Below are 18,948 nucleotides of genomic sequence, written 5' to 3' on the forward strand. Positions count from 1 at the left end.
CACCTCCCCTGTCGTCAGGAGGCGGTCTCCGGCCCGTGGAGCCGGGTGTTAGGAACCCTGCATTGCACAAGGCGCCGCCACCTTTAGGCGAGCCCTGGACATGCGTGACCGCCACCCGGCCGACACCTGTTGTCGACCGGCTGCAATGACCTGAGGTTCCTACGCCTCACCGCCCGGGACGGACCGGGTGGCGCAAACCGGCTAACATGCCCGATGCCGCGTGAGAATGGCTGACGGGTACGCAAAATGTACTTCTGATTGAGCATCCCACTGACGTGCATTGGCAGGACTCGCTCGTCCACGTCGACCGCGCTTGCGCTGCACCCTTCTGAGTGGTCCACCGACTATGACAGTCTGGACCAAGGAAGGGACGACGAAAGCCAGCCAAGAAGCGCAAGCCTAAGGAAATTATTGGGAGGCTGCGTGAGGTTGAGATCCTGCTGAGTCAGGACGGGACGACCGCCGAGGCCTGCTGGCGAATCGCGGTCAGCGAGCAGACCTAATATCGCTGGTGCAAGGAATGTGGCGGCCTAAAGACGGATCAGGCGTGGCGAATGAATGATCCGGAGAAGAAGAACGCCCGCCTGCGACGCGCAATCTCGGACTTGGCACTGGACAAGTTGGTCCTTCGGGATGAGGGCGTGAATGATCTATCCGCGGGATGGATCATAGCCCGAATGCAAAGGGAACCTTTTGAACCCTGCAAGGCATCGACCGGGTTCGGGCGGTGCTGGATATATGCAAGCCGGGTGTATGCCGCGTGCTCGGGCAGCATCGATCAATATAGCGGAACTTTCCGTGCGGGGCGGATGACGAAAAGGCGCTGACCGACGATATCGTCGCGCTGGCCAGGCAGTACGGGCACTACGGCTATCGCGCCGGGTGACTGCGTTGTTGAATAGCCGCTGGCTGGTCGGTGAACCACAAGTGGGTGGAACGGATTTGGCGGCGCGAACGGTTGAAGGTCCCGCAGAAGCAGCCGAACCGCGGGGGGCTGTGGCTGAACGACGGTTCGTGCATCAGACTGCAGCCGGAATATCTGGGCAATGTATGGGCATACGACTTCATCGAGGGGCGTACCCGCGACGGGCGCAAGATCCGCATCCTTACCATCATCGACGAGGCCACCGCGCTCGTCCGAACGCCGCGCACCACCGCCCCGTCGACCAGGATCTGGATGCCACCCTACCGAGCCAGCGCGGGAATGACGGTATCGGCAGGCTGGGCCGACAGGTCGAACGTTGGAACCGACTGCGCCTGTTGCCGCGCAAAGGTGGCGGGAGCGACCGTCATCATCGCCGCTCCCGTGAGAAACGCAAAGAACGAACTGCCTGAATGCATGATCATTCCCCCGGCCACCCCAGCGACGTCACTTCATGATAGGGGAGACGAGCCGGGCGGGAATTTCCTTACGATCTTGAGTAACGTTGGTGACAAAATGATGATCGCGGCAGAATCGCAGTTTGGCGGTCGTTGCCGCGACGACCGACACCGGCAACTGGATTGCGTCGGGCGCGCCGCGCACCTTGGCCGCGTCGCCGACCACGACCCAGCTCATCTTCGCCGGATCGATCGCAGTGTGGAGCGCGCTGCGTGTGAGTTCGAGCGTCAGCGTACGGTAGCGTGTGACCTGTCGGGCGACATAATCGCCGGGGGCGGCGATACAGGTCGTTGCTGCACATCGCGTCGAGGATCGATTTCAACGCCGCCAGTTCACCCGGAAGCGAGCGGACGCGCCCGTTCACCGCAAGGTCGAGCTCATCCTGCGGCATCACAAAGCCGGTCAGATAGTCGCGCATCAGTGCCAGCGACGCACCCGCCTCGTACTGCTGCACCGGGTTGACCAGTCGGTAGCCGGTGCAGAACGCCTGCACGTCGAATTGTCCGGCAACGCTGTATGTCCATCCCTTCGTCTCGCGCAGCGCGCGCGCGATCTGGCCCATGCCGTCGCCCGCCAGCGCGCTGGTCGCCACCCCCGCCGCCAGCAGCGTGTCGGGCGACAGCGTGGCCACCTTCTGTCTGCCGAAGATCGCGGTCTGATCCGATCCCGGTCGGTCGATCAGCATGATGACGGGCACCGGCGCGGCGGGGGACGGCCCCGCGCGGTCCTTGACCCCAACGCAGTCTCCAGCATCGCACGCGCCTGTTCGAGCGGCAGGTCGCTGACGGCGAACATCGTCGCCTTATCGGGGCGCAGCACGCGTCGTGAAACGCCCGCAGCCCCGGCGCCGCGCGGCGTTAGATCGCCGGTTACGGCGGGCGTACGACGACCGGCGCGGCGAATGGTGGCGAGCCGGGCAGGACGGTCAGCGCATAGGGGGGCGCTCCCGCCACTTGGTCGCGGCGGCACCAGGCGCAACGGCAACCAGCGCCGCCTGCCACCACCGATACCAGTCCGGCCCCTGCCCCATCCGCATTCCGTTGACGACCTGACCGATGCCGCCGCCGTTCATCGCCGCTTCGGTGATGCGCTGCGTGAACTCGCCGGCTAGGTAACGCTCGATCGAGCCGGGCGATCGCGGTGTGCGTGCCGCCTTTACGATCGCCGCGTCCAGCGCACGGCTCGCCACCGCCGCGACCTGCAGCGCTGCCGCGTCGGACGCTGTGATCCGCGCTACCGCCCAGGCTCGATACAGATAGGGCTGCGATACGCGGTCGTTCACCGTCTCGTTCGCCCGCGCGGGCAGCGTCGGCACCGACGTCGGCGGCCGATCGTCGTGCATCCGCTTCTCGTTTTGGACGACGCCGCGCTGCTCGTCGAGTTCGGTCTGATTGATCGCGCGGAGCAGATAGCCCATCCGGTCGCTTTCGAGGAACAGCGTCTGTTCCAGGCACGTCGTTGGCAAAGGCGATACGGTCAAACTGCGTCACGCCGTTGATCGTCGCACCCAGTTTCAGCATCGGCACCGAATGGTTCTCGGGCGCATTCTCGCTCCCGTTGGACGTCAGATGCTCGAACAGATGCGAAAACCCGGTCCTCCCCGATGATTCGGCGGTCGATCCGGCTACATAGTCGACCTGCACGCCAACGGTCTTGGCGCTGCGATCGATGCGAACCCCGGCGCGCAGCCCGTTTGGCAGGGTGAACGTCTTGAACCCGATCGCAATCGACCGGGCCAGCGTCACGACGGGGACCGGCTCGATCCTTGCCAGGTCGCGGGCCATCGTCGGTGCCGCCAGCGACAGCAGGGCGGGAAGCGTCGCATAGCGAGAACGGCCGATTGTGCGATGCTGCCGTTGCTCACGACCAGCAACTGCATGTTCCCGGCCTGTCGCGGCACATCGAATCGCCAGGTCTGTTCATCCGGCGCTGCCGTATCGGGCGCGGCGGCAAGGACGATCGGGAAAAAAGCCGGAGACCACATGGCGGGGGTGCACCTTGTTCCTGATTCCGGCACAGTCCGGCATCCTGACGTTCAGGCGAACCGCCACGCCAATTCCGTTTTTGAAGCGGGGATCGGTCGACCAGTCGCTGACCGACATGCTGAACAAAAGGGGATGGATCATGGCGTCATCGGTTGGGCCGATGGTGACACTGACCCTCGGACGCCGGTCGATGCTGTGGTTCGTCACCGCACGAGGGTCAGCGGATCGGCACCGCCCCCCAGACGGTGCGCAGCGGGGCGATCAGGCCGGGATGATCCACTCCGGCAAGCGCGGCGGTTTCGCCGAGCCGTTCGCGCAGCCGCCGATGGGCGGTGCCGAGCGCGTGATAGGGGATCGACGGCAACAGGTGATGCAGCGCGTGATAGCGCAGCCCGACCGGTGCCCATAATGCCGGCAACAGTGCCGGCGGCGGCACGTTGATCGAATCGAGAAATTGTCCGGTCAGGCTCAGCGGTTCGCCGCCGTCATTTTCCCAGCGATGGGCGACGAGGGTGCGCAGCTGGTTGACGAGCGCCACGGCCGATCCCGCGGCAAGGCACAGCAGCACGTTGCCCAGGCGGATCGTCCCGGTGAGCGTCAGCGCGACGATCGCGATCGCCCACAGGCTGGCGGCGACTTCCTGAACGATCATCGCGCGGCGCACGGCATCGGTCGGGATGCGGCGGCGAAACGCCGGATTGATCGCCAGCGCCGATCCGCGCTGGATAACCCATCGGCGCAGGGGCCGGCTGAACAGGCTGAGCGGGGCGAGCAGGGCGAAGCGCACCAGCAGGCCGAACGGCGCGAGGATCGAAACCAGCAGGAAAAAGACCAGCTCGTGCCGCCGCATCGATGCCAGCGGCAGATATTCCGGGTCACGTTCGGTTCCGTAGTTCGTGCGCGCATGGTGCAGGACATGCACGTCGTCGTACAGGAACGCCGGCGTCAGCAGCGGGATACCGAACAGCAGGTTCCACGCGGTCGCGAACCCCGGCAACGCCGAGCGTTTCAGGTGCGACAATTCGTGGATGAAGCTGATCCCCCGGTAAAAGGCGAGGATCGCGATCGGTGCCGCGACGATGGTCACCGGGCCGAGCGGCGACAGCAGCATCGCAGCCAGCGCGCCATAGGCGATCACGGCGGTCACCACCATGTCGAGCCAGTAGATGCGCGGATCGGGCCGGGCGAGGTCACGCCCGATCGCGGCGGCCGCCGCCAGCAGCGCGCGGTCTTCCGGCACCTGATCCGCGATAACGCGCCGCGGCCGATCGCCACCATCCTGCATCTGTTCGGTCATCCGTCGTCCATCGGCGATTTTGATCCGCCGGGAAAGGGGCCGATCGTACCCGCCGCCGTTCTCAGGCGACGGGTCGGGGCGCATGGCCTGTCCCACGCACCGCCGCGCCGCCGCTGGCGTGGTCGAGTCGTTCGAGCTGATCGGCCGACAGGCGCAGGTCGAGCGCGCCGAGATTGCTGCGCGCCTGTTCGATGGTGCGCGGGCCGACGATCGGCACGCTGCCGTGCGTCATCGCCCAGGCAAGGGCCACGCGGTCGGGACTGGTATCCAGTTCGGCGGCAATGGCGAGGACCGCATCGATCGTCGCGGTGCGGCGGTCGCTGTTTTCGGGCTGGAACACGCGTCCGCCAAATCCTTCGGCGCGGCCCGTCTCGCCGTTGCGATACTTGCCGGTCAACACGCCACCGCCGAGCGGCGACCAGGTGGTCGCGGCGATCCCCAGTGCGCGGGTGGCGGGGAACAGGTCCGCCTCCGCCTCGCGGTGGACGAGGCTGTGTTCGAACTGCGCCGCCGCGATCGGCACCGCGCGCGTCAACTCGGCGATCGTCGCGGCCCGGACGAGACGCCATGCCGGAAAGTTGGACAGCCCGGCGTACAGGATCTTGCCGGCGCGGGCGAGGTCGTCCAGCCCGCGCACGATCTCGTCGACCGGGGTCACGTCGTCGGGCCAGTGGACCCACAACAGGTCGATCCGGTCGGTGCGCAGCCGCTTCAGGCTTGCCTCGACCGCCGTCGTCATCGTGCGGCGGCTGTTTCCCTTGGCCAGTGGCCCCGGCTGCGGCACCGCGCCGTTGGTGAACTTGGTCGCCAGCACGAAATCGTCGCGCCGCCCGGCCAGCGCCTCTCCCAGTATCTCTTCCGACTCGCCGAATTGATAGGCGTCGGCCCCGTCGATGAAATTGCCGCCGGCATCGGCATAGGCGTCGAGGATTGCGCGTGCGGTATCCGGTTCGGCACCATCGCCCCAGCGGGTGCCGAAATTGCCGGTGCCCAGCGCAAGCTGCGACAGCTGCAGGCCGGTGCGGCCGAACGTGCGATAGTCCATGGGTGGTCTCCTCTGGTGGGCAGGCAATTCCCCGCCATGGGCTGGTTCAGCCGAGAAAGGCTTTCGCCTCGCCGACAAAGGCGTCGTGATACTGGAAGATGCCGCCGTGACCGGCATCGGGGTAGAGGACGAGCCGCGCCCCCGGAATATGGTCGGCCAGCGTCGCCGAATTGGCCGTCGGCACCATGATGTCGTGATCGCCGTTGACGACCAGTACCGGCAGCCGGAGCGTTTCGAGCGGTTGCGGCGGTTGCCGCCCCCATGCCACGATCGCCCGCAACTGGCGCAGGAACGCGCGTGGCCCGACCGGCTTGTCGCGGTCGGTCGTGCGCTCCTGCAACCGGGCAAGGAACGCCTTGGCCGCGGTCTGTCCCGCGTTGCTGGCGGTGAAGAACAGGTCGTGCTTCGGGTCGCGCAGCCGGGCCATGTTCTTCAGGATCAGCGGCCACGATACCGCGCCGACGCGCTCGATCCCGCGGCCTCCCGCCGGGCCAGTCCCGGCGAGGATCATCTGCCGGACGAGGCGCGGGGCATCCAGCGCGATCTGCTGCGCGACGAAACCGCCCAGTGAGAAGCCGATCAGGTCGACGGACGGCAGGCGCAGCGCGGCGATGACGGCCACCATGTCATAGGCCATCTCGGCGATCGTCAGCGGGGCGCGGCCACCCGAGCGCCCGATCCCGCGATAGTCGAGCGCATAGACCGGCCGATCGGCGGCAAGCGCAGCGACGATCGCCGGATCGAAATTGTCGAGATTGGCGCCCCAGTGGTTCAGCAGCACGACCGGCACGCCGCTCCCCCCGCCCAGCTGCCGGTATGCGAACTGCGTCCCGGCGGCGGTGATGGTACGGGTCGGCGTGGTCCGCCAGTCCTGCGCGATGGCGGGCACGTCAGGCGACATCGACCACCACCTTGCCCTTTGCCCGGCCGCTGTCGACATGGTCGAGCGCCGCGTTCAGCTGGGTAAAGGGGAAGGTCCGGTCGATCACCGGGCGGATCGCGCCCTGTTCGACCAGCGCGTCGAACCGGGCCAGCTGGTCGCCATCGGCGCGCATGAACAGGAAGGAATAGGTGACGCCCACCCGCTTCGCCTTGCGGCGGATGCCGGCGCTCAGCAGTCGCATGACCAGACCCATCACCGGGTTCAGCCCCTGCTGGCGCGCGAAGGCGGCATCGGGCGGCCCCGCGAGCGAGATCAGCCGGCCGCCGGGCTTCAGCACCTTCAGCGATTTCTCCAGCGTCTTGGCATCGAGGCTGGCGAGGACGACATCATAGCCCGCGAGCTGTTCGCTGAAATCCTGCGTCCGGTAATCGATCACGACATCCGCGCCGAGGCCGCGGACCAGATCGGCGTTGGTCGCGCTGGTCGTGGTGGCGACGGTTGCGCCGAGATGCTTGGCCAGCTGGATCGCCATCGTGCCCACCCCGCCCGAACCGGCATGGATCAGCACCTTCTGGCCGGCGCGCACGTTCGCGATCTCGACCAGCGCCTGCCACGCCGTCAGCGCGACCAGCGGCAGCGCGGCGGCCTCAGCCATCGACAGGTTGGCCGGCACCTTCGCCACGTCGGCCGCATCGACCGCGATCCGCGTCGCGAACGTGCCGATCCGCCCGTCGCGCGGACGGCCATGGACCGCATCGCCCACCTTGAAGCCGCGCACGCCCGCGCCCACCGCCACGACCTTGCCTGCGAAATCATGGCCGAGGACGAACGGCGGCTTGTAGCGCAGGAACGGCTTGAACGCGCCGTCGCGGATCTTGTTGTCGAGCGGGTTCAGGCCCGTCGCTTGAATCGCGACCAGGACGTCGCGGTCGCCGATCACGGGATCGGGCAGGTCGGCCAGGCGCAGCGCCTGCCCCTTGCCATAGCGGTCGAGGACATAGGCCTTCATGCTACCGTCTCCGTATAGCGCGGCGCGGGCATGGTTTCGCCGAAGCCGGGGATCATCGCGGCGCGATCCGCCTGATACGCGTCCCACAGCGCGCCGTCGTGCAGCGGCGGAATGGTGACGCCCTCGCGCCGGTCGAACCCGACCAGCGCGGCATCGACCAGCGCATCGACCGCCATCAGCGGTGGAATCTGCGACGCGTCGGCGCCGGCACGGCTCCAGATGTCGGTCGCGGTCGCGGCGGGCACCACCGCCTGCACATACACGCCCTTCGGCCCCAGTTCGTGCGCAAGGCCCTGCGACAGAAACAGCACGAACGCCTTGGTCGCACCATAGACGGTCTGCCCGAATTCCGGCACGAAGCCGACCACCGAGCCGAGGTTCACGATCGCCCCCTCGCCCGCCGCGACGAAGCGTGGGGCGACGGCATGGGCGAGCCGCATGACTGCCGTCGCGTTGACCGCGACGAGCTTCGCCAGATCGGGCGACGACTGCGTATCGAAGCTGCCGGCAATCGACAGGCCGGCATTGTTGACGAGCACGCCGATCGCGGCATCGTCCCGCAACCGCGTTTCGACCGCTGCGATGTCCGGCTCCACGGCAAGGTCGGCGCGCACGACCTCTACCGACACCCCGGTTTCCGCGCGAAGGCGCTCCGCCAGCGCATCGAGCCGCGCCTGATCGCGCGCGACGAGGACCAGATCGTGACCGCGCTTCGCGAAGCGGTCGGCATAGACCGCACCGATGCCGGAGGACGCGCCGGTAATGAGGACCTTGGGCTTGGACATGGCAATCGGCTTTCGTGACAGGATTTAGATGACAATCGTCATGAATTATGATATATGATGGTCATCATTTAAGAGTCAATCGGCGTTGAGAGGTTTTCATGCGAGTTTCCCGCGAACAGATGGCCGCGAACCGCGCGCGCATCCTCGACGAGGCTGGGCGCCTCTTTCGCGAACGCGGTTTCGATGCGGTCACCGTGGCCGATGTGATGAACGCCGCCGGCCTGACCCATGGCGGCTTCTATGGTCATTTCGCATCGAAGGACGCGCTGATCGCGGCGAGCGTCGCGCACAGCATGGCATCGCAGGATGCCGGTGAGCCGACCGACTTCGCCCGGTTTCTCGACGCCTATCTGGTGCCGCAGCACCGCGACGCGGCGGCGCAGGGCTGTCCGACCGCCGCGCTTGCCGGGCTGCTGCGGACGCAACAGCCCGCGGCGCGCACGGCGATGGCGGCGGGGCTGTCGGCACAGATCGACCGGCTGACCGCGTTGATGCCGGGTGACAGCGATGCCGAGCGCCGCCGCGCCGCGATCGGCAACTGGTCGGCGATGGTCGGCGCGCTGATCCTGGCGCGCGCGGTTGGCGACGACCCAATGTCCGACCGGATTCTGGCCGACACGCGAGAATGGCTTGGTGACGTGGAGGGACAGGCGGCATGAACATTACCGAGGAACTGGCCGCGCTCGACGGCCACGATCAGCTGGCCGCGTTGATGGCGGCGAACCGGCATCCGCCGATCGGCGAGACGCTGGAATTCTATCTGGTCGAACTGGAACGCGGCCGGGTGGTGTTCGAAGGGATGCCGACGCGGCGGGTCTTCAATCCGATCGGGTCGGTGCATGGCGGCTATGCCGCGACCCTGCTCGACAGTGCATGCGGCTGCGCGGTGCATTCCAGCCTTGCGGCGGGGCAGGGCTATACGACGCTCGAACTCAAGGTTGCGTACCACCGGGCGCTGAGCGAGACGAGCGGGCCGGTGCGGGCCGAGGGCAAGCTGGTATCGCTCGGCCGCCGCGTCGGGTTTTCGGAGGCCAGGCTGACGGATGCGAAGGGCCGGCTGTGCGCCTCGGCGACGTCGACGCTGCTGGTATTCCCGCTCTAGCCGCGACCGTCCGTCCGGCATCGCTTGAGGGGCACTGGGCGCGGGTGCGTATCGGGTGATAGGGCTTTGCGGAGTGGACAGGATGGACGATCTCGACCGGATGCTGGCAAGGCTGGCCGACGCCCCTGCCCCCGATGCGCTGGACGCGATCGATGCGGCGGTGTTCGCACGGGTGGCCGCGCGGGCAGAAGCGCGGCGCGGGGTGATCGGCATCGGTGCGGTCGCCGCCGCCGCGCTGACGCTGGGCATGGTCGGCGGGGAATTGCCCGCCGGCGCGCAGCAGTCCGCGTCGCTGGCGCCGCTGGCGGGCGGATCGCCGCTTGCCCCCTCGACGTTGCTGGTCGGCGAATGAGGAAGCCGCACCTCGCGCTCGGCATCGTGCTGGCGTTCGTCGCGGCGGTCGGCGGGGTGTTCGTCGGGCGCGCACTCTTTCCGGTGCAGGACGCGGGGGGCACGGCGCTGCACGACGTGCTGCACCACCAATTGTCGCTCGACGCCGCGCAGGAACAGCGGATCGCGGCGCTGGAGACGCAGTTCGCCGCCCGCCGCCGCGCGCTGGAACTGGAGCTGCGCGCCGCCAATGCCCGGCTTGCCGAGGCGATCGCCGCCGAACATGCCGCCGGCCCGCGCGTCGCCGCCGCCGTCGACCAGAGCCACGCCGCGATGGGCGCGCTGCAAAAGGCGACGTTGGCGCATCTGTTCGCCATGCGCCGGCTGCTGCGCCCCGACCAGGCGGCACGGTTCGACGCGGCGGTGGTGAAGGCGCTGACCGACGGTCGGGGGTGAGCGTCGACTGGTCCACCCTGTCCGATGGCGATCTGGCGGCGCTGAGCATCGCCGGGCGGCAACCGGCCTTTGCCGAAATCCTGCGCCGCCACCGCACGGCGGTGTTTCGCATCGCGCGGGCGTGGACCGGCGATGCCGACGAGGCGCTGGATATCGTACAGGAGACGTTCGTCGCCGCGCACCGGGCGCTGGCGCGCTATGACGGTGGCCGCGCGATGCCGGCATGGCTGTCGACGATCGCGCTGAACAAATGCCGCGACTGGGCCCGGCGGCGGGCGGTGCGGCGGTTCCTGTCGTTCGGCCTCGACCATGACGGACAGGCCGAGGCGATCCCCGACCCCGCCGCCGCGATCGACGACCGCGCCGCAGACCGGCAGGAACTGGACCGGGTGACGCGGATGATCGCGACGCTGCCCGACACTCTGAAGACGCCGTTGATCCTGCACGGCATCGAAGGGCTGCCGCAGGCCGAGGTCGCGGCGATGCTGGGCATTTCGGCCAAGGCGGTCGAAACCCGCATCCACCGCGCCCGCGCGGCGCTGGCCGAAAAACTGCGCACGCCCCAAGGGGACGGGGACGCGCGCGCGTAAGGCGAAGTGTCCCCGTTCGATGGAGTGTCCATGTCGCCTGTTCTCGATCGCCGCCAGTTGCTGCGCGGTGCTACGCTCGGCGGGGGTGCGCTGGCGCTGGGGAGTGCGTGGCCGCTGTGGGCGCAGGACGGATCGGCGGGGATCGCCGCCCCGCTGCCGATCGTATCGGGCGATGCCATCACGCTGACGATCGGCCATGTCATGCGGCAGGTCGACGGGCGGATGGCGCATGCGATCGGGATCAACGGCAGCTCCCCCGCCCCGCTGATCCGCCTGCGCGAAGGGCAGCGGGCGCGGATCACCGTCGTCAACACGCTGGACGAGGCGACCTCGCTCCACTGGCACGGGCTATTGCTGCCGTTCCAGATGGACGGGGTGCCGGGCGTGTCGTTTCCGGGGATCGCCGCGCGGTCCAGCTTCACCTACGACTTTCCGGTGATCCAGAGCGGGTCCTATTGGTATCACAGCCATTCGGGGTTGCAGGAGCAGGAGGGGCTGTACGGCCCGATCGTGATCGATCCGAAAGGTGCCGATCCGGTAGCGTTCGACCGCGAGCATGTGATCGTGCTGTCCGACCACAGTTTCCGCCATCCGCACATGATCTTCGACCGGTTGAAGAAGGAGCCGGGCTATTTCAATCGCCAGCGCCAGACGCTGGCCGGGCTGCTCGCCGGGCGCGACCAGTCGGCCGGGACCCGCGCGATGTGGGGGGCGATGCGGATGGACCCGGCCGATGTCGCCGACGTGACCGGATCGACCTATACCTATCTGGTCAACGGCCATGGGCCGACCGACAATTGGACCGGGCTGTTCACACCGGGCGAGCGGGTGCGGCTGCGCTTCATCAACGCATCGGCGATGACGACCTTCAACGTGCGGATACCGGGGCTGGCGATGACGATCGTCGCCGCCGACGGGCTGAACGTGCAGCCGGTCGCGATCGACGAGTTTCAGTTCGGCCCGGCCGAAACCTATGACGCGATCGTCGTGCCGGACGACCTGCGCGCCTATACCGTGGTGGGGGAGAGCATCGACCGGTCGGGCATGGCGCGCGCGACGCTGGCCCCGCGTGTCGGCATGGCCGCCGCCGTGCCGCCGCTTCGCCCCCGCCCGCTGGCGACGATGAAGGACATGGGCATGGACCATGGCGGCGGCGACGACATGGCGGGGATGGATCATGCCGCGATGGGGCACGCCCCCGCCCCTGCGGCCGACCATGCGATGGGTGCGATGGACATGCGCGACTTTTCGAATGCTCCGGAGGTGCGCAAGGGGCCGGGGGTGCAGACCATTTCCCCGATGCCGGTCGACCGTACGGGGGAACCGGGACAGGGGCTGGCCGATGCCGGGCACCGCGTGCTGACCTATCGCGACCTCGTGGCGCTGGAGCGCAATCCCGACACCCGTGCCCCCGACCGCGAGGTCCGGCTGCACCTGACCGGGAATATGGAGCGCTATATGTGGGGCTTCGATGGCGAGAAGCTGTCGGAGAACCCCGACCCGATCGCGCTGCTGCATGGCGAACGGGTGCGCGTGACGCTCATCAACGATACAATGATGGGCCATCCGATCCATCTCCACGGCCATTTCTTCGACCTGGTGACCGGCAAGGGCGACCATGCCCCGCGCAAGCATACCGTGCTGGTCCAGCCCGGCGGCACGGTCAGCTGGGACGTGACCGGCGAGGAAGGCGACTGGGCGTTCCACTGCCACATGCTCTATCACATGCATGCGGGGATGATGCGCGTCGTGCAAGTGCGCCGGGCGGAGGCGGCGGCATGATCCGGCTGCTCGCCGGGGTCGCGCTGCTGTCGCCGCTGCCGGCGGTCGCGCAGACGATGGACCATTCCATGCACATGCCCGGCATGACGATGCCCGCCCGCCCGGCGGCGAAACCGGCGCGCAAGCCCGCCGCAAAGCCCCGGCCCGCCGCGCCGGTGAAGCGCGCGACGAAGCGGTCGCCCAAGCCGGCGACGACGCCCGATCCGCATGCGGGGCACGATATGTCGGCGATGCCGGGGATGGCGATGCCCGAGGCGGCACCGGACCCGCATGCCGGGCACGACATGTCGGGCATGACCATGCCGGACCCGCATGCGGGGCACGCCATGCCGGGGATGGCGGGCACGGGCGATCCGGTCGGCACCGACCTGCCGCCCGGCGACAAGCCCGCCCCCGCCCCGGCGCGCGACCACCTGGCCGACCGGTTCTGGGGGGCGCAGGCGATGGCTGCCGCCCGTGCGAACCACCTGACGCGCGAACATGGCGGCATGACCTTTCACCAGCTGCTGCTCGATATCGCCGAGGTGCAGTTGCGCGAGGGGCGCGACGGCTATCGCTGGGAGGGGCAGGGCTGGATCGGCGGCGATCTCCACCGGCTGTGGCTGAAGTCGGAGGGCGAAGGCGATATCGGCCGCGCGGTCGGTACCGCGGAGGTGCAGGCGCTCTATGCCCGCGCGCTCGATCCCTATTGGAACCTGCAGGCCGGCATCCGCCACAATATCCGCCCCGCCCCGTCGCAAACCTATGCGACGCTGGGGATCGAGGGGCTGGCCCCCGGTTTCTTCGAGGTCGGCGGCGCGCTGTTCCTGTCGACGAAGGGCGACCTGCTCGGCCGGATCGAGGGTTATTACGACCAGCGCATCACCAACTATGTGGTGCTGCAACCCCGGATCGAGGCGAATGTCGCGGCGCAGGACGTGGCCGCGACCGGCACCGGCGCGGGGCTGAGCGATGTCGCGGCGGGCCTGCGCCTGCGCTACGAAGGGCGCCGCGAAGTCGCACCCTATCTCGGCGTGGCATGGGAACGCCGCTTCGGCGCGACCGCCCGCTTCGCCCGTGCGCGCGGGGGCGACAGCGGCGGGATCAGCGTCGTCGCGGGGGTGCGCGCCTGGTTCTGACCGGGCGCGCACCCGTCACGGCATCGGGTATGGTCCCTTGCCCTTGTCGGCGATGAAGCGGTCGGCGCGCGCGTCGATCATCGGCAGCGGGACCGATCCGAGACTCAGCATCGCATCGTGGAACGCGCGATAGTCGAACTTGTCGCCCAGCGCCCGTTGCGCCCGCGCGCGCGCGTCGAGGAACGCCAGCTCGCCCATATAATAGCTCAGCGCCTGTCCCGGCCACGCGATATAGCGATCGACCTCGGTCGTGATCTCGTGGTTCGACAGCGCGGTATTGTCGCGCAGATACGCCTGCGCCGCTTCGCGGGTCCACCCCTTCGCATGGATGCCGGTGTCGACGACCAGGCGCGCGGCGCGCCACATCTGGTAGCTGAGCATCCCGAACGTTTCATAGGGGGTCGCGTACATCCCCATATCCTCGCCCAGCGCCTCGCAATATAGCGCCCAGCCCTCGCCATAGGCCGAGAGATATTCGTTGCGGCGATATTCGGGCAGGTCGGTCAGCTCCATCGCGAACGGCATCTGGAACGCATGGCCCGGCGCGCTTTCATGCAGCGTCAGCGCAGGCAGCGAATAGAGCCCACGCGATGGCAGGTCATAGGTGTTGACCAGATAGATGCCCGGCCCGCCGCGCCCGCTGGTGTAGAAGGGCGCGATATCGGGGGCGACCGGTTTGATCGCAAAGCGCATCCGCGGCAGCCGCCCGAAATAGGTCGCGACCTTGCCGTCGAACGTCTTGGATATCCATGCCGCGCGGTCAAGCAACTCCTGCGGCGTCTTCGCATAGAATTGCGGATCGGTGCGCAGGTGGTTCAGGAACGACGGCAGGTCGCCCTGCCACCCGACCTGCGTCATCACCTGCTGCATCCGGTCGCGGATTTTGGCGACCTCGCGCAGCCCGATCGCGTGGATGTCCTCCGGGCTGAGGTCGCGGGTCACGAACTCGCGGACCTTCGACCGGTAATAGGCGCGCCCGTCGGGCAGGTCATAGGCGGCGAGCCCCGTGCGTGCCCGCGGAATATAGGTGTCGCGCAGGAACGCCATCAGCGTGGCGTGCGCCGGCACCACCGCCGCCGCGATCACCCGCCTCGCCTCGGCCCGAAGCGCCGCCTGTCGCGCGGGCGGGATCGTCGCGGGCAGCGTCTTGAACGGTGCGTAGAAGGGCGATGCCTCGCCCGCGCCGGCCTTCACCACCTCGGCCACGCCGGTGTCGCGCCCCTGCAGCGTGATGCGCGGCGGGGTGAAGCCGCGCTTAAGCCCGGCGCGCATATTGGCGATCTGCTGGTCGTAATAGCGCGGCAGGCTGGCCAGCTGCGACAGATACAGTCGCAATGCCGCCTCGTCGCGATAGTCGGCGCGCGCCATGTCGGCGACGCTCATCCAGAAGCTGGTATCGGCGTTCAGCGGCTTTTCGTATTCGCGAAACTGCTGCCGCGCGAGCAGGGTCGCGACCTGCGCGCGATAGACGATATAGTCGTCGCGCGCCGCCGGGCTGAGCGTCGCCGGATCGATCCGGTCGAGCGCGGCGAGCGTATCGGTCCAGCGGCGGGTCATTGCCGCCTGCGCCGCCGGCGACACGTCGGGCAGTGTCGCGTTCGGGCTGGCGGGCGCGTCCTCGCCCGGCCCGGTCAGCGTGCGCCGCCACGCATATTCGCCGTCCGACAACCGCCGGAACGCTGCGTCGCGCGCAGGGATTGCCGTCGTCGTCGGAACCGCACCCGGCCCCGCCAGCATCAGCGCCATCGCCACCATCATCGTCATGCCACGTCCCCCATCGTCCGGTCGATGTCGTCGAGCAGCGCCCGTGACACCCACACCCCGTCGCGTTCGCTGACGGGGCGCAGGGCGTGGCGGCGCGCGCCGGACACGCGTGCGCCCTGCCCCTCGATCGCGGCGAACACGCTTTCCGCGCGCGCCATCTGTTCGGCCGCCGCGTCGCCCAGGAACCCGGCGGGGTCGAGCGCGATAATGAGTTCGCCACCCAGCGGAGACCCTTTGCGCCCCGCATCCCACGCGATCGATTCCGCGCTGGTCAGGTCGCCGATCAGCGGCCCGGCGAGCAATTCGACCATCAGCGCCAGTGCCGACCCCTTGTGCCCGCCGAACGTCCGCATCGCGCCGGCCAGCACCGCCGCCGGATCGGTCGTGTCGCTGCCATCGGGGGTGTGTCCCCAGTCCGCGGGAATTGCAGAGCCCGCGCGGCGGTGCAGTTCGATCTCGCCGCGCGCCACCGCGCTGGTCGCGAAATCGAACACGAACGGCACCCCGCCCGCGCGCGGCCAGCCAAAGGCGATCGGGTTCGTGCCGAAGACCGGCTGCGTCCCCCCCGCCGGCGCGACCCAGGCGTGGTTGGCGGTCACCGCCAGCGCGACCAGCCCGCGTTCGACCAGCGCCTCCACCTCCGGCCACAGCGCCGCGAAATGGACGACGTTGGTGATCGCCAGCGCGGCGATGCCGTTGGCGCGGGCCGCATCGACCAGCGCGTCGCGCCCGGTGTCGAACGCCAGCTGGGCAAAGCCGCCCCGCCCGTCGACGCGCACCACGCCGCCCGCGCGCCGATCCAGCACCGGCACCGCATCGGGCACCACCACCCGGCACCCCACCGAATACGCCGCGACCAGCAGGCGGTACAGCCCGTGCGCGCCGCACCCGTCGCGCTCGCCCGCGACGATCGTCTCCGCCACCGCCGCGACATGCGCCGGGGCCAGCCCGACCCGCGTCAGCGTGGCGCGGGCATAGGCGCGCACCGCGTCCAGCGTCATGTGTACCCGCGCGTCGCTCACGCCGTCACGCCCCGCTTCGCCGCGAACAGGCGGACGCCGAAGACCGGCCCGGCGGTATTCTTGTCATGCGGCACGAAGCGGACCTTGAGCTGCGCCTTGCCCTTCGTCAGCGCCTCCGGGATCGGATAGTCGACGTCGAAGAACGCGCCTGGCCGGTCGCCGTCCAGCGTCTGCGTCGCGATCCGCTGGTTGTTGACGAGGATGTCGAAACTGCGCTTGCGCTCGTCGCCCCAATAGCTCGCCTGCAACACCAGCGGGCCGGGCTTTGCCGCCATGGTGAATTCGAAGAAGCCGCCGGTGCGCGCGTCGCGGCCGTTGCGCCCGCGATAGGCGACCGGATAGGAAATGTCCGACGTCAGCTGGTGATCGCGCTCGGGCTGCATTTCGCCCAGGTGCATCACGTCGACCTGCCGCGCGGCCAGTTCCTTCTGCCGCGCCTGTTCGGCGAGGAACGCGGCTTCCTCGGTCTTCCACTGCGCATCGCTGAAGCGTTTGAAATAGACCGCCGATCGCCGGTCATATTGGCGATAGAAGGGTACGAAGCTCAGGTCGCCCGGCCGCACGATTCCCTTCGTCGCATATTGCGCAGCCTCCGGCGCGACGGGGGCAAAGGCGGCGATCAGGTCGTCGCCGACCATCGACGGGTCGGGCTGGTCCCACGTCCCGTCGGCCCGGCCAAGGTCACCCGCCAGCACCAGCGGCCCGCGCAGGAACGCGATCGTCTGCGCATCGCCCGGCGTCGCCTCGATCCGCAGGTCGAGCGGCAGGCGGATCGTCACCGCATCGCCCGCCTTCCACCGCCGCGTGACGATCGCATAGCCACCCGCCGCCGCGCTATCGACCGGCTTGCCGTTCACCAGCACGTCGTGCCGCTTCGCCCAGCCCGGCACGCGCAGCGCGACCGGAAAGCTGCCCGGCCGGTTAAGCGTGGTGAAGGTCAGCGTCGCTTCACCCGTGAACGGATAACCGGTCGCCAGCCCGATCGTCGCGCCGCGCGCCGCCCATGTCGCATCGGCGGGGATGTAGAGATTAACGAGCAGCGTGTCGTCGCCGGACCAGAAGATGCTTTCGCCATGCTTCGAATGGCTTTCCATGCCGGTCCCCACGCAGCACCAGAATTCCTCGCCGTCGCGCGCCGAATATTCGCGCTTCGTCCCCGACATCAGCGGCATCATATAGGTGAAGCCGCCGTTTACCGGCTCCTGATGCGCAAGGATGTGGTTCAGATGGGCGCGTTCGTAATAATCGAACAGCGCGCCGTCCGGCTCCCACGCGAACAGATGCCGGGTCAGCTTGAGCATATTGTAGGTGTTGCAGGACTCGCACGTCTGCTCGGTAATGTGCTGCGCGATCGTGTCGGGGCCGCTGAAATATTCGCGGTCGGCATTGCCGCCGATCACATAGCTGTGATGGCGCACGACCTGTTCCCAGAAGAAGCGCGCGGCGGTCGCCTGTTCGGGCTTGCCGGTGATCTCGTGCAGGCGGGCGAGGCCGATCAGCTTGGGCACCTGCGTATTGGCGTGGAAGTTCGCCAGCTGGTCGCGCTTCTGCGTCAGCGGGTCGAGGTTGCGCTTGTCGTAGATTCGCTCGGCCAGGCGCAGCCAGCGCGCATCGCCGGTGCGCGCGTGCAGTTCAGCGAAGCTTTCGTTCAGCCCGCCATATTCGCAGGCCAGCATCACCTGCACCTGATCGTCGGAGAGGGCGGCGAAGACGCGTTCGATATAGCCGCCCAGCGCGGTCGCGATCGCCATCGCGCGGTCGTTCGGGCCGATATGGTCGATGACGTCGAACAGCCCGGTATAGAGCTTGTGCCAGTTGTAATAGGGCACCCAGCAACCATTGAGGTCGAACCCGGCCGAACGGATGTCGCCGGCCATGATCTCGGGGAAGATCTCCTTCCCGTTGGCGATGGCGCCGTCCTTGCGCTTGCGCGAAAAGCCCGCGACATAGCCGTCACCATGCGCCGCCTGGCACCGCGCCAGTTCGCCGATGATATAGGCCGCGCGCGTCGCGCACTCCGCGCAACCGGTCTGCGCGTGCATCAGCGCCAGCGCGGAGAGGTAGTGGCCGAGCGTGTGGCCGGCGATCGTATCGCTTTCCCATCCGCCATAGACCGGTGCCTTGGTCGGCAACCCGGCAAAGGCACGGAAATTGTGGAGCAGCCGGTCGGGCGACAGCCGCATCAGATAGGCCTTGTTCACCTCCACCGCGCGGGCGTAATCGGACGGGCGCAACCGCACCGCCGACAGCGGGAACGGCGTGGCCTTTGCCGGCAGCCCCGCCCCACGCTTGGCCGCGGCGGGCAGCGTCAGCATCGGCAGCGTCGCCGACGACAACAGGAACGCACGACGACCAACCAGCATTTCCATCTCCCAAAGATATAGTATACGATACGCGGA

General features: G+C 68.3%; 18 protein-coding genes and 3 pseudogenes. 9 read left to right on the forward strand and 12 right to left on the reverse strand.

Annotated features, from left to right (window positions below):
- Positions 1-407 precede the first annotated feature (407 nt).
- Together ASE67_RS18855 and ASE67_RS18860 are read left to right on the forward strand one after the other, a co-directional pair.
- Positions 408-630 (forward strand): annotated as a pseudogene (locus ASE67_RS18855) (transposase); the annotation flags it as partial.
- Between the two features lie 79 nt (positions 631-709).
- Positions 710-1,129, forward strand: a pseudogene (locus ASE67_RS18860) (IS3 family transposase); the annotation flags it as partial.
- A gap of 280 nt (positions 1,130-1,409) precedes the next feature.
- Here the strand turns inward: ASE67_RS18860 and ASE67_RS18305 are convergent.
- The 9 genes and pseudogenes from ASE67_RS18305 to ASE67_RS16530 all read right to left on the reverse strand — a co-directional run bounded on the left by ASE67_RS18305 (position 1,410) and on the right by ASE67_RS16530 (position 8,385).
- A complete protein-coding gene (locus ASE67_RS18305) occupies positions 1,410-2,066 on the reverse strand; it encodes a hypothetical protein (protein WP_156348669.1) in 657 nt (218 codons plus the stop codon).
- A gap of 240 nt (positions 2,067-2,306) precedes the next feature.
- Positions 2,307-2,846 carry a hypothetical protein gene (locus ASE67_RS18665; protein WP_055763839.1) on the reverse strand — a complete coding sequence of 180 codons (540 nt, stop codon included), beginning with the start codon at positions 2,844-2,846 and terminating at the stop codon, positions 2,307-2,309.
- A 34-nt stretch (positions 2,847-2,880) separates the two neighbouring features.
- Positions 2,881-3,165 (reverse strand): annotated as a pseudogene (locus ASE67_RS18865) (insulinase family protein); the annotation flags it as partial.
- Between the two features lie 135 nt (positions 3,166-3,300).
- Positions 3,301-3,507, reverse strand: a complete 207-nt coding sequence (locus tag ASE67_RS18310; RefSeq protein WP_156348670.1) for a hypothetical protein — start codon at positions 3,505-3,507, stop codon at positions 3,301-3,303.
- 76 nt (positions 3,508-3,583) lie between these two features.
- Positions 3,584-4,663, reverse strand: coding sequence for a fatty acid desaturase family protein (locus ASE67_RS16510; RefSeq protein WP_055763841.1), 1,080 nt, complete (start codon positions 4,661-4,663; stop codon positions 3,584-3,586).
- A gap of 61 nt (positions 4,664-4,724) precedes the next feature.
- On the reverse strand, positions 4,725-5,708 hold the full coding sequence (locus ASE67_RS16515) for an aldo/keto reductase (protein WP_055763843.1): 984 nt from the start codon (positions 5,706-5,708) through the stop codon (positions 4,725-4,727).
- A gap of 46 nt (positions 5,709-5,754) precedes the next feature.
- Positions 5,755-6,609 (reverse strand): alpha/beta fold hydrolase, encoded by an 855-nt coding sequence (locus ASE67_RS16520; protein ID WP_200922248.1) that lies wholly within the window; start codon positions 6,607-6,609, stop codon positions 5,755-5,757.
- Complete coding sequence (locus ASE67_RS16525) at positions 6,599-7,600, reverse strand: NADP-dependent oxidoreductase (protein ID WP_055763847.1); 1,002 nt, start codon at positions 7,598-7,600, stop codon at positions 6,599-6,601. The genes ASE67_RS16520 and ASE67_RS16525 overlap by 11 nt, the downstream gene beginning before the upstream one ends.
- Positions 7,597-8,385, reverse strand: a complete 789-nt coding sequence (locus tag ASE67_RS16530) for an SDR family NAD(P)-dependent oxidoreductase (protein ID WP_055763849.1) — start codon at positions 8,383-8,385, stop codon at positions 7,597-7,599. Before ASE67_RS16530 ends, ASE67_RS16525 begins: the two co-directional genes overlap by 4 nt.
- 98 nt (positions 8,386-8,483) lie before the next feature.
- On the opposite strand from ASE67_RS16530, the gene ASE67_RS16535 reads away from it, so the two are divergent.
- From ASE67_RS16535 to ASE67_RS16565, 7 genes are all read left to right on the forward strand, one after another.
- Positions 8,484-9,044: a TetR/AcrR family transcriptional regulator gene (locus ASE67_RS16535; RefSeq protein WP_055763851.1), complete on the forward strand. Its 561-nt coding sequence runs from the start codon at positions 8,484-8,486 to the stop codon at positions 9,042-9,044.
- Entirely contained in the window at positions 9,041-9,487 is a 447-nt protein-coding gene (locus ASE67_RS16540; protein ID WP_055763853.1) for a PaaI family thioesterase, read from the forward strand. Before ASE67_RS16535 ends, ASE67_RS16540 begins: the two co-directional genes overlap by 4 nt.
- A gap of 82 nt (positions 9,488-9,569) precedes the next feature.
- Entirely contained in the window at positions 9,570-9,839 is a 270-nt protein-coding gene (locus tag ASE67_RS16545; protein ID WP_055763855.1) for a hypothetical protein, read from the forward strand.
- Entirely contained in the window at positions 9,836-10,273 is a 438-nt protein-coding gene (locus ASE67_RS16550; protein ID WP_055763857.1) for a periplasmic heavy metal sensor, read from the forward strand. Before ASE67_RS16545 ends, ASE67_RS16550 begins: the two co-directional genes overlap by 4 nt.
- On the forward strand, positions 10,270-10,863 hold the full coding sequence (locus tag ASE67_RS16555) for an RNA polymerase sigma factor (RefSeq protein ID WP_055763859.1): 594 nt from the start codon (positions 10,270-10,272) through the stop codon (positions 10,861-10,863). The genes ASE67_RS16550 and ASE67_RS16555 overlap by 4 nt, the downstream gene beginning before the upstream one ends.
- A 30-nt stretch (positions 10,864-10,893) precedes the next feature.
- Positions 10,894-12,645 carry a copper resistance system multicopper oxidase gene (locus ASE67_RS16560; protein WP_055763862.1) on the forward strand — a complete coding sequence of 584 codons (1,752 nt, stop codon included), beginning with the start codon at positions 10,894-10,896 and terminating at the stop codon, positions 12,643-12,645.
- Entirely contained in the window at positions 12,642-13,763 is a 1,122-nt protein-coding gene (locus ASE67_RS16565) for a copper resistance protein B (protein ID WP_055763863.1), read from the forward strand. Before ASE67_RS16560 ends, ASE67_RS16565 begins: the two co-directional genes overlap by 4 nt.
- A gap of 15 nt (positions 13,764-13,778) precedes the next feature.
- On the opposite strand, the gene ASE67_RS16570 is transcribed toward ASE67_RS16565, so the two are convergent.
- From ASE67_RS16570 to ASE67_RS16580, 3 genes are read right to left on the reverse strand one after another with little or no spacing between them, the layout of a single operon-like run.
- Positions 13,779-15,527, reverse strand: coding sequence for a DUF885 domain-containing protein (locus tag ASE67_RS16570; protein ID WP_055763865.1), 1,749 nt, complete (start codon positions 15,525-15,527; stop codon positions 13,779-13,781).
- Positions 15,524-16,528 (reverse strand): Ldh family oxidoreductase, encoded by a 1,005-nt coding sequence (locus tag ASE67_RS16575; RefSeq protein WP_082457226.1) that lies wholly within the window; start codon positions 16,526-16,528, stop codon positions 15,524-15,526. Before ASE67_RS16575 ends, ASE67_RS16570 begins: the two co-directional genes overlap by 4 nt.
- Positions 16,529-16,545: 17 nt before the next feature.
- Positions 16,546-18,918 (reverse strand): glycoside hydrolase family 127 protein, encoded by a 2,373-nt coding sequence (locus tag ASE67_RS16580; protein WP_156348671.1) that lies wholly within the window; start codon positions 18,916-18,918, stop codon positions 16,546-16,548.
- Between the last annotated feature and the right edge of the window lie 30 nt (positions 18,919-18,948).

Origin of the sequence: Sphingomonas sp. Leaf23 (assembly GCF_001421585.1) — a bacterium.
In the GTDB taxonomy this organism is placed as follows: Bacteria; Pseudomonadota; Alphaproteobacteria; order Sphingomonadales; family Sphingomonadaceae; genus Sphingomonas.